We start from the raw sequence: 15,793 nt of genomic DNA on the forward strand, positions 1-15,793 counted from the left end.
GGCAGCATTTTGTTTAATATTACGGCATAGACTATAGTGCTCTGCTACAGGTGCAGCTGGTCGAAGGTGGGGATGGTGTACTTCTCCTTATTTGCAAGCAGGTCCACGCGCAGGCCCCGAACAGAGAAAGGTTCGTTGGTGCCGATCTGGTAAATGTCGGTGCATTCCATCTGCATCCCATCCACAACCGTCATCAGGCCGCTGCCGATTACTTCCACCTCTCTTCCTTCTGTTATATAAGCGGCCGTGTCTTCTTCCAGTCCTAAACCAATGCAGCCTGGGTTCGTGACGATGCACTGCGCCATCCGCACGATGCGACCCCGCTCAATGAAGTGGGTGTCTATGGCTACGTTTTTCAGAAACTCCAGACCGGTAGTAATGCGTACATCGCCCTTCAAGAACCCACCGTGCGTCATTACCTCATATATCATGGGGGTGGAGAGTGCCGTGGCCCCGGCACTGGTTCCTGCAACCAGCATATCCTCATACGTGAAGCGTTCCTTTATTAGTTGCAGCAGCGTGGTACCTCCTAAGATGGAGGTTAGTTGAAGTTGGTCTCCGCCTGTAAAGAAGATTCCTGCTGCCTGCTTCACAACCTCATAGTTCCGCTCGCTTTCGGTGTCTTCGCGCGAGCGAATGTCAAGCACCTCTACATGGTTTAACCCTAGCTCTTTGAAGGTAGCTACATAATTTTTGGCCATTTTTTCCGGAATGTCAGAGGCGGTTGGCACAACGGCCAGCATCGCGTTTTTACCACTCAGTTTTGAGACGAAGAACTTCAGGATTTCCTCACTCTCAAAATCCACGTTGCGTTTCTGCTCATCCTTAAGCTTACCTTTGCCCTTGCTCTCATGACCTCCAATAACCAGCAGGCGGCCTTTCGGAACAGGCGCCTCCTGGTGATGCTTGCTTTTATCTGTCACTTTTCTCTTAGCCATTACTCTTACAAGCTTGCTACTTACAGTATCAGCTTTAATCAACTATTTATACTTTGCTATGCAAGAAAAGTTAAAGGCAACTGGTTACAATTGTAAGTGAGGAAGGCAGGTTAGAAAAGCACAGACACCTGCGTGCGCCCGGTATGCACCGCCCCTATCCCGTTGGCTTTGCGCCCATCGTAATTCAGAGAAACGTTTAGGCCGTTGCTCAGGCGCTGCTGCAGGTTCAACGACCATGTTAGGTTATTGCCGGGGCGCAGGGCATTCAGAATTTCATAGCCCACATACGAGTTTAGCTCGCCGGTATAGTTGATGTTGACAAACCGGAAGTTGCCCGAAACAGTGCGCTTGCCCACCTGGCTCAGTTTGGCCTCCAGGCCCAGCTCATTAAAAGTGGCCAGCTGCTCTTCGTCGGTAGGGGCCAGCTCGTTTTGGCGCAGGGCCAGTTGGTAGGAGCCGGTAAAGCGCAGTTTCGTGTTGGGCTGGTACGAAAGCTCTGGGGTAAGCTCCTGCGATACAATCTGAAAATTTTTAGATGTCAGGAAATTGGAGCGGTGCTCCCGCACACCATACACGGCCTGCAACTGTGTGCTAAGCACCTCATTTAAATTTAACCTGCCCACTGCGGTGTGGCTTCCGATGTTGCGCGTTTCGGTGCCGTTAGCAAGCAGCGACTTTTGCTGGTTCTGTTGCCAGGTGTATTCTACCCCGTACTGCGGGTTACTGCGATTGTAGTAAACAGTGTTGCGCAACGACTTGGCCAGTGAGATCAGAAACTCATCCTCAAAATCCTCACTAAAGGGGTTGAAGCGGTTGGCCAGATTGTCGTCGGTGGTTTTCTTATCGATACTCACAAAACTTAGCATCGAGAATTTGGAAGCCAGGCCCTTCATTCCCTCTTTTCCGTGCCAGCTGCGGGGCGTGGTGCTGTTGAGGCGGTAAGTAAAACGGTTTGTGAAGGCATTCACATACGCATCAGTGGGCAGGAATATCTTGATGTAGCGCCTTTGGTCTACGGTTTGGGCCTCCAGATAATCATTCAGGTCGTTGGTGTTGCCGCCCTCGCGCAGGTAATGCGTGCCCTGTCCGGGCAAGGTTTCCCTGAATATAAACACGCGCTTCAGTTCGCGCCCCGTCCCTACGGCATAACTCAGCTCCGACCTAAAACTGCCATCCAGAAAAGCGGCATTCCAGTCTACCCGCGACTGCACAGTCTCTTCGTTCTTGCCCTTTGCCAGCTCCAGTTTCCGGTAAGTGGCCTGCACTGCCAGGTCGCTCTCGGGCCCCAGTATGGTCTGCAGGATGGCGTTGTACGTCTGGCCGATTTCTGGTAAGCCCAGCGTTCCGTTTCCTGTTGGCCTGAGGTCCCGGCGGTTGCTGTAGTCAACCCGGAACCGGGTGCGGGCCGTGTCGCTGCTTTCCACATACACCAGGTGCTCCTCAAAATACATCGCTGAACCCGTTATGGAATCCGTGGCCAGCGCCCTGATCTTGTTCTTGTCGAACCGATAAATATACCCTGGCGAAAAATGCCGGAAGTTATACTTTACACCCACATCGCCGCGGTACCATTCCGATTTCCGCAGCCCCTGCTCACTGTTGAGTATAAAAAAGTTATTACGAAGCTCCACATGGCCCAGCTTTTTCCAGGCGTCCAGGTAATGCTGCACCCCATCTAGCTGCTGGTTGCGGTGGCGGCGACTGATGCGGTAGTTAAAAAAGTTTTCGGCGTCTTTTGCGGCTCCTACCGAAAAATTAAATATCTGATCATTTGCCTGGGCTACCACCGCAGGCAAACTCCAGTCGCGGTCGAATTCAATGGGCCGGTACCGATCAATGGGAGTAAAATACTGATCCGTGTATTCATAGTTCAGCGTGCTGTTCAGTTTGTAGTTGCCGAGCAGTTTTAGCTCCCTATTTAGTAGGCTGTACCCTACCCGCAGGGCCTTGCCCCTGTCGTCCTGTGCATCTAGCCTGGAAAAACGGTTCAGGTCATTCTCTGAAAAGGCGCCTTCCACAAACACATTCAGGCCCTTTTGTACCTCATAGCTGCTGCCAACGGTAACCAACTGCTTTTTTCGGGGCGTGGGCAGTACGCGTAATGGGGCGTAACTGCCCTGCGAGGCGCCATCCACGGGAGCCACCCACTTGAAAACACGGCCATTCACGGCATCGTTGGCTGCCACATAGTCTCCTTGCCCCTGCCCCACTTCTGTAAAGCGCACATTATAAAAAGCGGCATCCGGGTTTGTGGAGTACACAAAAATAGTGGCTATACTTTGCCCGCCATTGTATAGTGTGTCTTTTTTAGCATACAGGATCTGGCTCGCATCAAAGGCCACGCTGTCAGCACCAGGAATAACGGCCAGGTTCAGGCTGTCGCCGATGCCGACCAGCAGGCGTTTTTGCTCCTCCTGCAAATCCAGGTTGATGAGGTTGTTCGGGTTGTCCGATTCGTTGTAATAATTGCCGTATACTTTCAGCTTGCCCAGGTTCTGGTAGTGGTTCAGCGTGTAAATCCCCCGGCTATAGTTCTGGTCCGAGTACTCGAAGTCTATTTTAATGCGGGTGTTTTTGGTGATGATGTGGCGGGTGGTAAACGTAACCTCGGCCTGGTTATAATCGATCACGTAATCGTAGTCGTAGCCCCGAACAAGCAGTTTGCCATCTAAAAAAACACGCTCCGAGTTTGCCAGCACAATGATAAAGCGCTCGTTGTTGGGGCCGCGCAACCGGTAGGGTCCGAGCACGCCCTCCAGGGCCTGAATCGTTTGGGAGGCAAACTTGCCCTTCGATACCGAGGCAGCCAACGCCGTTACCCCCTGGTTTTCGGGTTTTTTGCCGAACACGGTTTCAAAGGCACCGCCCTGTACATTTTTGTAGTACTGTAAAAAGTAGGATGGCTTGCTGCGCAGCACCACATCGCCGGCGGTAAGCTGCCAGCGTTTATGATCGAGTGTGATGTATACTTTATCGAACTCCTGCAACTGTTGCGTGTTGCCCTCGGGCTGGAAAGGAATGTTCTGGTCGGTAATGGCTGCGGTTATACTGATGTCGTCGGTTAACTTGCCGTCCAGCTGCAGATTAAGGGCAGAGTTCACGAACACGTTCTGCGTATTCCCGAACGAGATACCGCGCGATATGCTGCCTGTTTTGCTGAGCCCCGGCGTACTGAATATCTCTTCTTTGGTACTAATGTCCTCCTGGTAAAACCCTTTCTGAAAGGAGCTCATTTCCAGTTTGGTGATGTCGCGTCTGAAAGCGGGTTTGGTCAGGTTAAAGGGCAGCACCCGAAAACAGACCAGCACCGAGTCGGGCACGGGTGCTTGGGTACCCAGGGTATCTATACTCACAGAGTCAGGGGCCGGAAAAGCGGTCAGCACAAATTCGTTGCGGCTGTAGTTGTAGTCGAAGCGAAACTGCTCTTTGCGTGGATGAACGAACGTAACAGTGGAGGGAGCTAATGTCAGGGAGTCGAGTTGCTGCGGCGCTGGGTCAACCGGTATCCATTTGCAGCGCTGGTTGCTAAACGAGGACTGGGCTACCAGCGGCATGCTTAGCCAAAACAGCAGCAACAGCAGATAAAGCCCCTTTTTTGTCATGCGCCGGCCAACGGTAAAGAAATATAGAACGTGGTGCCCTTGCCTCCCTCCGACTCGAACCAAATGCGACCTCCAGCGTTTTCAATCCCTTTCTTGGCTACGGCAAGGCCTATGCCCGAGCCGCTGTACTTGGTACTGAAATTCGGGATAAACACTTTCCCTTTGATCTCATCCGGTATGCCGCTTCCGTTGTCTTTTATTGCGATCAGCACGGCCGCTCCATCCTGAATGGACAGGGAAATTTTGATGTGCGGCTTGCGGCTGGCCGGAACGGCCTGTATAGCATTGAGCAAAAGGTTGTTGAAGGTGCGCACCATCAGGCTCTCATCTGCCATCACCATCGCCTCCTCCACGGCTATGCTGGTTTGCACCACCGCTGTGGCCGGGTCGTTGTGCAGGTCAGCGGACTTGCGCAGGGCCCCGGCGATGTTGATGCGCTCCTGCTTCGGTTCGGGCATCGCCGTAAAATTAGAAAAGGACGTGGCAATGTCGCTCAGGATGTTGATCTGAGTGATGAGGGTATGGGATATTTTACCGATGAGCTGTTCTGTGTTCGGCTTCTTTTCTTCAATGGCCTTCTGCAGGTATTGCAGCGACAACTTCATGGGTGTGAGCGGGTTCTTTATTTCGTGGGCCACCTGCCTGGCCATCTCGCGCCAGGCGGCTTCCTTCTCCTGCATGGCCAGGTCTTCCTTGTTCTGCTCCAGCGTGAGCAGCATGCGGTTATACTCGTTTACCAGCATCCCGATCTCATCAGCACCCTCGTAGGCCAGCATCTCGTTTTTACCCGTAAGCGAAGTATGCTTAAGCTTGCCGGCCAGCATGCGCAGTGGCACAGTCAGGGCGCGGGAGGCAAAGAACGTGAGCACCATAAACATGATAAACATCACGGTAAAAATATTCATCGTAGTCGTGATCAACTCGATCAGCTTCAGGTCCAGCTCCTTTTCAGAGTCAAAGAAGGGTATACCGATAAATCCCATCAACTCATTTTGCTTCACGTTGCTCCGTAGCGGTAAATACACTGCGTTAAAAGCCAGTTGGCCAGCCTGTTCCTGCAGCAAGACCCGTAGGGCCTGCCTTTCGGAGATAGCAGCAAATGCTTCGGGGTTGATCAACTTTGAAAGCAAACCTGTTTCAAAAATCAGGGGCTGGCTTGTCACCACCAGCTTTCCGGTTTGGTCATATACGTTTACATCGGCCTCCGACAAGGCGGCGATCTCAGTTATCTTTCTTCGTAAACCCTTACCATCCTCCAGCATACCGGAATCCACTAGCTTACTCAAGTTTTCCTGGATGGCCTCTCCCCGCTGTTCATAGGTTGTCATCAGGTCCTTTTTATAGGATGCCGTCACTAAGCCTGCCGTTGCAATGCTTACCAGTAACAAGGGCAATAAAATGCCAAAGTTCAGGAAAAGCTGGATCTTGGTGCTAAAGTTAGGACTGAACTCCTGCAATTGCCGCCGCTGAAGTATCAGGTACAACAACCCGATCAGGATTAGGCCAGCCGTGAAAACAAGAAACAGAAAAGAAAAATTTGACAAGACTTCCTGAGCGCCATACTTCTCCGTCGTTACTACCAATACATGCCCGTTGCCATCCCGAACGCCGAAATGGTGGAAATTGCCTTGTCGCGTTCCCTGCCCGAACAGTTCTTTGTACCTGATCAGCTTTTTGTTGAAATTAGTGGCATAGTCGTACTCACCTTCGCTGTACCAGAGCTTGCCACTTTTGTAAATGGCATAACTCAACATATCCGTTCGGAACGTATTGGAGTACTTCTGATCTACCAGAATCTCGGGCACCACACTGTTGGGCAGCATTTTTTTGAGGGTGAGCTGCAACACAATAGTACCGCGCTGCGAATGGCTGATGGGCACCTGTATCAGTTTAAAGTAGGTGCGGGCATTGTAGCGGGTGGGGTCCTTTACCAAGAACAGGTTTGGGCGTTCTGTACGTGTTTGGGGCGTATCATACTTTTCCAGTAGCTCATGCAGTGTTGCCGCAGTCGTATCCGCACTCTCCAGGGTGTGGCCCTGCTGGTCAAACAGCAACACATTGGTTTCATACTTATCAAAGTAATCCTTTAGGTACTGTTTTGTTATTTTGCGTTTGATAAACCCAGCATCCACGTAAGGTCCCATCATTTTCCGTTGAATCAGCGCATCCCCCGCGATTTTATCAGCCACATCCTCCAGCAGGTACTCGCCCAGCACATCATTATCCTGGAGCAGGTTAAACGCGAACTTCTGTTTGTACACCTTCAATTCATTCTGATAATGGGCATACAGGGCAAACGCGCCCACAGATGCGCTGACCATGATCACCAGGAAAAAGAATAAGTAGGTACGGTAAGGAAAGCTAACTGCCTGATTGCTAAGCGCTGACAGAAAAACAACCAGCCAAAATAAGGTACCGATGATCACCACAGTCATCAGTTCGGGCCTGGCAAACAGGAACAATACAATTAAGAAGATGGTACAAACCCCTAATACCTGATAGGGCCATACCTTCCTTTCCTTTCTTAGCAACACCGTTACCACCGTGCTGAGCATGTAAGTAAAGAGGCACAGTGCCAGTGTATGGATCGTCATCACTACAAAAATGATCACTTTGTACTTTGTGAACGCCAGGGACTCGGTGATGTCGAGCACCAGGGGGGAGTTATGGTAAATACCGTGGTAAAATTGGTACAGTACGGCCAGCAGCAAATAAAAGCTTAACAAACTGAACAGCATGTAAACGCGTGCCTTCCGTCTGGGCAATAGTTGCAGCTGCACCAGCATGCGGTTCTTGCGGAAAAGATAGAGCCCACAACCAGCCACGGTAGCCAGCAAGATCATATTCAGGGCCATATCCCCTAGCGAAGGCGACCAGAATGATGCGGCATACAGGCGTGGATCAAACAGCTCCCACTCCGTGAGCGCAAACGGAAGATCGAGCACCAGGAGAAAAAACCTGAGCAACACCAACAAAAACAGCAGCAGCACAATGCCTTTCCCGTGCGCGCTTCGATGGGCGAAATTTAACAAAAGCGCAATGCAGGCAGCTATGTAAAAACAAACACCCAGCACCAGTAACATGAATTGTAAACGCCTGGATGTTCTTTGCTCCTGGTTACCTTCAAAATCTACGGCATACAGGAAGGTATTATCCTGATCTCTGATTTCAGGGAATCTAGAATCGGGTTCTAAAACAAGTTTAGCATTGACGCCTGCTAGTAGCTCATCTTGTAGCCTAGGGTAAATTTGGCTTGACTTTTCCTGAAGATCCACTTGTAGTGGAACACAAACGTATATCTCATTTTCGTTACTCCGGCTGGGCACTACTATAAAAGAACCATATTGGCTGGGCACTACACTATTCCTTTTCTTGTCATGCATAAGCTCCAGGTCAGGTACAATGGCATGGTCTGACCAGAAAACCAGTTGCCCATTTTGATAGATAAAGGTAGGGTAAGAGGTTTCTTTAAGAAGCCTCGAAAAGGAAGGCGCATGCGTACTTAAATACTTTCCCAGACCAAAGGCTTCGTTTCTGGCCTTTTCTATACACTTTTTGGTACGGCTGGTGAGCATGGCCACCTGCTGCGTAGTATCAACCTGAGTACTTACGAAGAATATGTTGAAATAAAGGGCCGCTGTTGCCAGAAAGCACAGTACCGCCAGAAAGAACAAGAGGAATGGGATTAACTTCCGTTTCAAAATAACCGATTATCTACGAATTTAAACAAAAACGCAAGATAACCGCTATAGATTCAAACGTAAATTAGCGCTTACTATAAAAGGGGCCATACTTTACACCTGCAAAATACAGCATCAGTATGGGGCATACCTGAATAATAGCGGTGTAGACATAATAATGCTGCTTGCCTCAGCCCTTATATAAGCCCAGGTGCGCAGTTAGTATGCTAGGCAAAAAAGCACCAGCCCAAACGCCAGCACTAAACTAACCGATAACTTCACTGCTATACAGGGCTCCCCAGAAAATACCTTTCGCTGCTACAAGTACAGGTCGCATACCGGTCAACGTTTGTGTCTACGGTCAAACTTGCGCAGACTGAATAAAAGGAGCAATAAAAACGTTCCTCTTCTCAACTACACAGGCATCAAAAAGCAAAAACTGCGCCTGTATACATTCGGCTACTCAGTTTTCTTTCTGCTATACTTGTACCATAGTAACCCTACAGCACCAATAAGTACATAAGGCACTACCATCAGGTATAATATACCCGTATTCAAACCTGACCCTACCTCAGACTCCGGATTTTTACTGCCAGTACCTACATTAGATTCCACAGTGGCACGACACATTGCGCATTGACTAAAGGCATCTGTAACAGCAAAAGTCATCAGCAGCACGAGGCCAATCAAGGTGAGCACTTTATATACTTTGAGCTTCATAACTATAAAACAGTTAAGTATGCGGAGAGGTTTCAAGTATAATAGGGGGAAATCAGGAAATAGACCAATACCCCTGTAACGGCTACATACAGCCAGATCGGGAAAGTCCACTTAGAGATATGCCGGTGCTTTTCCAACTGGTTCATGATGCCGTAGTAAACAGAAAGCAGTACCAGCGGAACAATGGCGATAGCCAGCACGATGTGTGTGAGTAGGATAAAATAATAGAAGATTTTCAGTGCACCGTCTCCGCCGTATATGGTTCGTTGTCCTAAAAAATGATAGGTGACATACGACACCAGGAAAACAGACGAAAGCCCAAAAGCGGTGAGCATGGCGGCTCGGTGTGCTTTTACGTTTTTTCGTTTAATATTGAAATAACCTACCACCAGGGACACCGCCGTCAGAGAGTTCAGAATGGCATGCAGCGCCGGAAGAAAGGACACATCCAGATCAGACTGTCCGGATTTGGGCAAGAAAAAAAGAATGGCGACCACTACAGGTATAGCGATAGATAGCACGGCAATTAGGGTCAGCACCTTTTTGTCTTTGCTGCCTGTTAGTTGGCCGTTATTTTCTTTTACTATATTCATCCAACAACACGTTAATTTCTAAAATAAGTCGATCCACTTCATCAGGATCAGTTCCATCATAAATGCCGCGTACATGGCGTTCCTTATCCACAAGCATAAATTTCTCGCTATGGATAAAGTCCTGCTGCCCTTGTATTTTCTGCACAGGCAGGTGAAAGCCCCTTTCCGCAAGGTCATAGATGTTCGAACGTGAACCGGTAAGTAAGAACCATTTACCTGGTACAGCACCGTATTGCGCTGCGTAGTCTTTCAGCACTTCTACGGAATCATGTTCAGGGTTAACGCTAAAAGAGACAAGTTTTACGGTCGGGTGATTTTTATAAGCTTCCTGTACCCTGGAAAACTGAGATGACATTTTTTTACAGACGCCGGGGCATGTGGCAAAAAAGAAATCGGCCACATAAATATCATCAGACAAGGTGCCTGACTGTGAAACAACATTGCCCTGCTGTGAGGTAAACTGAAAGTCAGGAATTGTGTGGAAAACCGTATCTCCCTGCGCTGTAAGTACAAGCTCTCCGGCATCAGTCACTTCAGGAAAAAAAGTTTGAAGCGAAAAGTGATGTTCTCCGAACGTAGAGATGAATATAAAAACCAAAAGAGGCACTAATAGTAGGATACCTAATATTAGTGCCTTTATATTACTCATCGTGTAGGTGTTAGTTAAAGTAATTCGTAACCGACTCGAAGTAATAGCTGCCTTCTGAAATCAAGGCCACCATCAGCCACACGATCAAAGCCATTGGGATCATAATCGTCCAGATGAGAGCTTTGGTTTCATGCTTCAAGTGCATAAATTCACCTACAATGTAAAAAGCCTTGAAAATAGTAAGTATGATGAAAATCGCATTTCTAACCGTTCCAGGTTCCATAAAGAAAGCGAAGACGAATTCAAGCGCTGTGAGCGCCACCAGTATAATAAAGGTTCTCCAGATTGCCTTCGTCTGTGGTTTTGGAATTTCACCTGCCTGCTGAAATTCATTGTCGTGATGCATTGCCATAATTTCTGTAGCTAATATTGAACCTGCTTTCCGGTAAGGAGCAGGTATATTACAGTTATTTAATATGTTATACTTACTTAGATCAGGTAGAAGAATGTAAATACAAACACCCACACTAAATCTACAAAGTGCCAGTAAAGGCCTACTTTTTCAACCATCTCGTAATGGCCACGCTTGTGATAAACTCCATTCACGGTGTTTATAAAGATCATAATCAACAAGATAACGCCAGAAAGAACGTGCGTTCCGTGAAAACCGGTGATGAAAAAGAACAGATCGGCAAACAACGGAGGACCATACTGATTGATGACAAGGTTAGCGCCTAATACGCGTGTGCCGTCTGCCAGCATCATGCCGTCTTCTGTTCCTGTTATAAAATGACTCCACTCCCAGGCCTGGCAGCCTAAGAAAGTACTTCCAAAAAGAATTGTCCACAGCAACCACTTCTGCACATCGTTCTTGTCCATGCGGTGCCCGGCTTCTACCGCCAGTACCATTGTTACGGAGCTAAGAATAAGGATCATCGTCATGAGGGCCACAAACGCAAGCGGCAGATCTACCCCATGAAAACCAGGAAAGGCGTTGAAGACTTTCTCAGGGATGGGCCACCACTGTGTTGAAAAAGTAAACGCTTCCGCTTCGCCGGTATAAGGCAAATGCTTATGACGGGACAAACCATATACAATCAGGAATGCGCCAAATGTAAACGCATCCGAGAGCAGGAAAAACCACATCATTAGTTTTCCGTAGCTCGCTTTAAATGGCTCGTTACCACCGTCCCATGTACCTGTTTTAGGTGCTTCCAGCGTAGTTGAAGTAGACATAGTTTATGTATTGAAAAAACGTGATTAGTGATTAATTCTTAAAAAGATATACAAATATAGCCAAAGTGCCCCTAAAAAGTGCCAGTATAGCGTGCACAACTGTATACGCAACAGATTTTTAGAATGCACTTTATACTTCAGGCTGCTCATTAAAGTGATGCCTAAAAAGATCAGTCCTGTGATGAGGTGAAAGCCATGTACACCCGTTAACACATACAGAAACGAACCGGCAGGGTTTGCCTGTGCTCCCCCAAAGTAAATATTATCGCGCACCAAGGCTGCCCAACCGTTCCATTGCCCAATTAAGAACGCGATACCCAGAGTAGCAGTTAAAATAAGCGCCAGTTTTAAACGCTGCAGGTTGTCTTTTCTGGCGGAGACATACGCCCACTGCATGGTAAAACTACTGGCAATGATAACGAGCGTATTCAGCAACATAATCGTTGGCAGATCATACTCCAGCCAATTCCCCTCCTCTCTTCTTACAATGTAAGCGCTAGTGAAGGCTGCAAACATCATAATAATGCTAATGATGATCAACCACAGCGCAAACTTAAGCGGATGAACGCCGGCCGTGGAGGTACTCTCTTCTACTCTGTTGTCAACCATAACTATAGATTAACTTTATCTAACACAAAGGCTATCTGCACAATGGGCAGATATAAAAAAGAACCAAACATAATATTCATCGCAGCCTTTTTAGTGCAGGTGCGCATGAGGTAAAACGTTTGGGCTAAAAACAACACGCCGCAAACCACGGCTATCATGGCAGAGGTAGCACCCGTCATGCCAAACTGAAGGGGCAACAGACTCAACGGTATCAGCACCAAGGTATAGATCATGATCTGAATCGCCGTTTTTAAGTTTTTGCCACCAGCGGTAGGTAACATCTTAAAGCCGGCCTTCTTATAATCATCGTCCAGCACCCATGCAATGGCCCAGAAGTGTGGGAACTGCCAGAAAAATTGAATACCAAATAATATGATGGCCTCAATTTCGATGGCTCCGGTTGCCGCTACCCATCCGATCAGGGGAGGCATGCCGCCTGGGATGGCGCCGACAAAAACACATATTGGATTAATGCGTTTTAACGGCGTATAAATAAAGCCATACAAAACAAGCGACACCAACGACAAGGCTGCAGCCAGTGGGTTGAAGTATAAACCCAGCAAAGCGGTGCCTGATATGCCTAGAAACATACAAAAAACCACAGCCTCCGTTACACTAACCTGCCCCGTGGGCAACGGACGCTTAGCTGTCCGCTTCATCAGTTTGTCAAGGTCTTTCTCGATTATCTGGTTAATGATGTTCGCAGAGCCCGTAACCAATAAACCGCCCAGCATTACCAACATGATGTCGATGTAGGAGGCGCCGGGGTAACCTAAAATAAAACCAATAGCACTGGAAAAAGCGACAGTAAAGCTTAATCTGAACTTAAGAAGTTTAAAATATGCAGATGCTTTATGCGTCATAAAGGATTGTAACGATAGCGATTCTTGTCCGGATAATAACATTAGATAGAAACTGCTACAGTATTTTTAAGCGCCTTTCTAGAGGCATAATGGTAAACAACAATTAATTGAAACTGCACGCCAAACAGGAGTGCCGCAAACGTCAAATGCAAGGGCTGTAAGACAGCGGGTATAGCAAAATAAGCCATCAAAACACCAAAAACTATTTCACAAGCGACGATAAAAAGCAGTACATGTGTCAATCTCCTGACTACCCGATCTTTCAACCTGTAAAGCCTGGCGGCTAGTAACAGGTGTAAGGCCAGGATCACGATGGAGAAAGACCGGTGAATGACAAAGTTGATCCCCAACTTTTCTATCCATGCCGCTCTTTCTAAGCCATTCATCATAAAGGCTATAAGGTCAACCTCCTCCCGCACCTGCGTACCCAACAGTATCTGGCCGAATGTAGCCAAAGCTACCACCCATAAAAGTCCGTTTATGCCAGCTTCAAACTTAAACCTTTCAAGCCACTCACTACGCTGTGCTCTTAACACGGTATACTGTAAAATAGCTACCAACACCAGCGCAAGCGCCATGTGTATGGTAACAGTTACAGGCAGCAGATTAGTGGAGACAACAATGGAGCCTAGCCAACCCTGCAAACCTACCAACACCAGGCACCCTAATGACAGGTAAAATATCTTTCTATCTGTTTTTAAGTATGGAACCGCAAACAAGACAGTCAGGAAAATAAAAATCCCGATTAATACGCCAACCAGGCGGTTTAAGTACTCTATCCACGTTTTGGATAGAGTAAACTCTGTTTCAATATACTGGCTAGGATGCGAAAAAATTGAGACTGATAGCTCTTCAAAGCCTAACCTATCCAGCATCCCTGCCAGTTTCTTATTCTTCTCAATGCGCTTCGCCTGGTACACTTCCAGGTAATCAGCTGGTAATTGGCGAACATCAGTCGGAGGAACCCAGCTTCCGAAGCATTTAGGCCAGTCAGGGCAACCCATTCCTGAACCAGTGCTTCGAACGATCCCACCGACCAATATTAAAAAGTACACAGCCAGCACTGTGAGTACCCCTATATTCCTAAACCTTTTATACTGAAAAGATTTAATCGCCATTGAGTATGAACTTATTCAAAGTCTTTCTCATGCGGCAGGTTAGAAGACTGCGTTTCTGAGAAAGGTACTGTTTGAGGTATAAAGTCTTCTGTGGCTCCCGGCTTGCTATAATCGTAAGGCCATCTGTATACCGATGGAATTTCGCCAGGCCAGTTACCGTGTCCCGGTAACACAGGAGTCGTCCATTCCATGGTGTTAGAATGCCATGGGTTCTCCGTGGCTTTTCGGCCTCTGAAGATGCTATAAATAAAGTTAAAAAGGAACACAAACTGCGCTGTGAAACCAAGTATAGCCGCAATACTGATAAAAGTATTCAGGTCAGTAAAGATGTTGAATGTCTCGAAGCCAGTCCAGTTGTAATACCTTCTCGGGAAGCCAGCTATACCAATGTAGTGCATTGGCATAAACACCAGGTAAACCGAGATAAACGTAAGCCAGAAGTGTACTGCGCCAAGCTTCTCATCCATCATTCTACCGAACATTTTCGGGAACCAATGGTAAACCCCTGTAAACATACCAAAGAAAGCCGCCGCACCCATTACAAGGTGGAAGTGCGCCACTACAAAGTATGTGTCGTGCAACTGAATATCAAGGGAGGAGTTACCCAATACGATACCTGTAAGACCTCCAGAGATAAACAGGGAAACAAAACCAACGGCAAACAACATGCCTGTCGTAAACCTGATGTTACCTCTCCAAAGCGTGGCGATCCAGTTAAACACTTTTACCGCAGAAGGCACTGCAATGATAAGGGTCAGGAACATGAACACGGAACCCAGGAAGGGGTTCATACCGGTTACGAACATATGGTGCGCCCACACTACGAACGAGAGAACTGAGATACCGATCAGGGAACCGATCATCGCTCTGTAACCAAAGATCGGCTTGCGTGAGTTAGTGGCAATTACCTCTGAAACGATACCGAAAGCTGGCAGGATCACGATATAAACCTCCGGGTGCCCCAGGAACCAGAAAAGGTGCTGGAACAGAATCGGGCTACCGCCCGTATTCGACAGGGCCTCTCCGGCAATGTAAATATCAGACAGGTAGAAACTCGTGCCAAAGCTTCTATCGAATATTAGGAGCAATGCTGCTGAAAACAACACAGGAAACGACAGCAAGCCCAGTATAGCTGTTAAAAAAAACGCCCAAATGGTAAGCGGCAGCTTAGACATAGACATGCCTTTGGTGCGTAAATTTATAATGGTGGTGATATAGTTTACACCGCCAAGCAGAGTAGATACAATAAACAAGGCCATGGCCACTAACCAAAGCGTCATCCCCATACCGGATCCTGATATGGCTTGCGGCAATGCACTCAGTGGCGGGTAAACCGTCCAGCCACCGGCGGCCGGACCTGTCTCTATAAAGATAGAGGTAAACATAACAATACTCGACAGGAAGAAAATCCAGTAAGATAGCATGTTCATAAAGCCGGATGCCATGTCGCGGGCCCCGATCTGAAGCGGGATCAGGAAGTTACTGAACGTTCCGCTCAAGCCTGCTGTCAGTACGAAGAATACCATGATCGTGCCGTGCATGGTAACCAATGCCAGGTAAAACTCCGGGTTTAGCTTTCCATTCTCAACCCATCCGCCCAGAATGGGCTCCAGGAAAGTGAACGTGGCCTCCGGCCAGCCTAACTGCAAACGGAAAAGTATAGACAAAAAGCCTCCGAGAAAAGCCCAGGCCATACCTGTGATCAGGAATTGTTTGGCAATTACTTTATGATCCTGACTGAATACGTATTTTTCAAAGAAATTCTGATCGTGATGCTCCTCATGCGCCTCGTGTGCATGGTGTACATCTGGATGGATAGAGATATCTGTACTAGACATTTTCAAT

Annotated in this window: 12 protein-coding genes; all 12 read right to left on the reverse strand. The window is 47.9% G+C overall.

Features of this window, described 5'->3' with window-relative positions; translation table 11 throughout:
- Nucleotides 1–44: 44 nt before the first annotated feature.
- Nucleotides 45–938 carry a cyanophycinase gene (locus AC4BAN_RS13565; protein ID WP_490564948.1) on the reverse strand — a complete coding sequence of 298 codons (894 nt, stop codon included), beginning with the start codon at nt 936–938 and terminating at the stop codon, nt 45–47.
- A gap of 110 nt (nt 939–1,048) precedes the next feature.
- On the reverse strand, nt 1,049–4,540 hold the full coding sequence (locus AC4BAN_RS13570) for a DUF8818 domain-containing protein (protein WP_490564949.1): 3,492 nt from the start codon (nt 4,538–4,540) through the stop codon (nt 1,049–1,051).
- Entirely contained in the window at nt 4,537–8,241 is a 3,705-nt protein-coding gene (locus AC4BAN_RS13575) for a sensor histidine kinase (RefSeq protein WP_490564950.1), read from the reverse strand. Before AC4BAN_RS13575 ends, AC4BAN_RS13570 begins: the two co-directional genes overlap by 4 nt.
- A gap of 438 nt (nt 8,242–8,679) precedes the next feature.
- Nucleotides 8,680–8,940: a hypothetical protein gene (locus AC4BAN_RS13580; RefSeq protein ID WP_490564951.1), complete on the reverse strand. Its 261-nt coding sequence runs from the start codon at nt 8,938–8,940 to the stop codon at nt 8,680–8,682.
- 32 nt (nt 8,941–8,972) lie between these two features.
- Nucleotides 8,973–9,533 (reverse strand): DUF420 domain-containing protein, encoded by a 561-nt coding sequence (locus tag AC4BAN_RS13585; RefSeq protein WP_490564952.1) that lies wholly within the window; start codon nt 9,531–9,533, stop codon nt 8,973–8,975.
- A complete protein-coding gene (locus tag AC4BAN_RS13590; RefSeq protein WP_490564953.1) occupies nt 9,511–10,182 on the reverse strand; it encodes an SCO family protein in 672 nt (223 codons plus the stop codon). Before AC4BAN_RS13590 ends, AC4BAN_RS13585 begins: the two co-directional genes overlap by 23 nt.
- 10 nt (nt 10,183–10,192) lie before the next feature.
- Nucleotides 10,193–10,534 carry a cytochrome C oxidase subunit IV family protein gene (locus tag AC4BAN_RS13595; protein ID WP_490564954.1) on the reverse strand — a complete coding sequence of 114 codons (342 nt, stop codon included), beginning with the start codon at nt 10,532–10,534 and terminating at the stop codon, nt 10,193–10,195.
- A gap of 77 nt (nt 10,535–10,611) precedes the next feature.
- On the reverse strand, nt 10,612–11,358 hold the full coding sequence (locus AC4BAN_RS13600; RefSeq protein ID WP_490564955.1) for a cytochrome c oxidase subunit 3: 747 nt from the start codon (nt 11,356–11,358) through the stop codon (nt 10,612–10,614).
- A gap of 24 nt (nt 11,359–11,382) precedes the next feature.
- Nucleotides 11,383–11,967: a cytochrome c oxidase subunit 3 gene (locus tag AC4BAN_RS13605; RefSeq protein ID WP_490564956.1), complete on the reverse strand. Its 585-nt coding sequence runs from the start codon at nt 11,965–11,967 to the stop codon at nt 11,383–11,385.
- Nucleotides 11,968–11,969: 2 nt separating this feature from the next.
- Nucleotides 11,970–12,830 (reverse strand): heme o synthase, encoded by an 861-nt coding sequence (gene cyoE, locus AC4BAN_RS13610; RefSeq protein ID WP_490564957.1) that lies wholly within the window; start codon nt 12,828–12,830, stop codon nt 11,970–11,972.
- Between the two features lie 41 nt (nt 12,831–12,871).
- Complete coding sequence (locus AC4BAN_RS13615) at nt 12,872–13,948, reverse strand: COX15/CtaA family protein (protein ID WP_490564958.1); 1,077 nt, start codon at nt 13,946–13,948, stop codon at nt 12,872–12,874.
- Nucleotides 13,949–13,959: 11 nt separating this feature from the next.
- A complete protein-coding gene (locus tag AC4BAN_RS13620) occupies nt 13,960–15,786 on the reverse strand; it encodes a cytochrome c oxidase subunit I (RefSeq protein WP_490564959.1) in 1,827 nt (608 codons plus the stop codon).
- Nucleotides 15,787–15,793 lie beyond the last annotated feature (7 nt).

The sequence above is a fragment of the Pontibacter sp. GD13 genome (genome assembly GCF_058216355.1).

Bases quoted from the DNA above. Each gene is read 5' to 3' on its own strand.
- AC4BAN_RS13585 (WP_490564952.1), bottom strand. From the start codon at position 9,533: ATGAATATAGTAAAAGAAAATAACGGCCAACTAACAGGCAGCAAAGAC.
- AC4BAN_RS13620 (WP_490564959.1), bottom strand. From the start codon at position 15,786: ATGTCTAGTACAGATATCTCTATCCATCCAGATGTACACCATGCACAC.
- cyoE (WP_490564957.1), bottom strand. From the start codon at position 12,830: ATGACGCATAAAGCATCTGCATATTTTAAACTTCTTAAGTTCAGATTA.
- AC4BAN_RS13590 (WP_490564953.1), bottom strand. From the start codon at position 10,182: ATGAGTAATATAAAGGCACTAATATTAGGTATCCTACTATTAGTGCCT.
- AC4BAN_RS13605 (WP_490564956.1), bottom strand. From the start codon at position 11,967: ATGGTTGACAACAGAGTAGAAGAGAGTACCTCCACGGCCGGCGTTCAT.
- AC4BAN_RS13565 (WP_490564948.1), bottom strand. From the start codon at position 938: ATGGCTAAGAGAAAAGTGACAGATAAAAGCAAGCATCACCAGGAGGCG.
- AC4BAN_RS13600 (WP_490564955.1), bottom strand. From the start codon at position 11,358: ATGTCTACTTCAACTACGCTGGAAGCACCTAAAACAGGTACATGGGAC.
- AC4BAN_RS13595 (WP_490564954.1), bottom strand. From the start codon at position 10,534: ATGGCAATGCATCACGACAATGAATTTCAGCAGGCAGGTGAAATTCCA.
- AC4BAN_RS13615 (WP_490564958.1), bottom strand. From the start codon at position 13,948: ATGGCGATTAAATCTTTTCAGTATAAAAGGTTTAGGAATATAGGGGTA.
- AC4BAN_RS13580 (WP_490564951.1), bottom strand. From the start codon at position 8,940: ATGAAGCTCAAAGTATATAAAGTGCTCACCTTGATTGGCCTCGTGCTG.
- AC4BAN_RS13570 (WP_490564949.1), bottom strand. From the start codon at position 4,540: ATGACAAAAAAGGGGCTTTATCTGCTGTTGCTGCTGTTTTGGCTAAGC.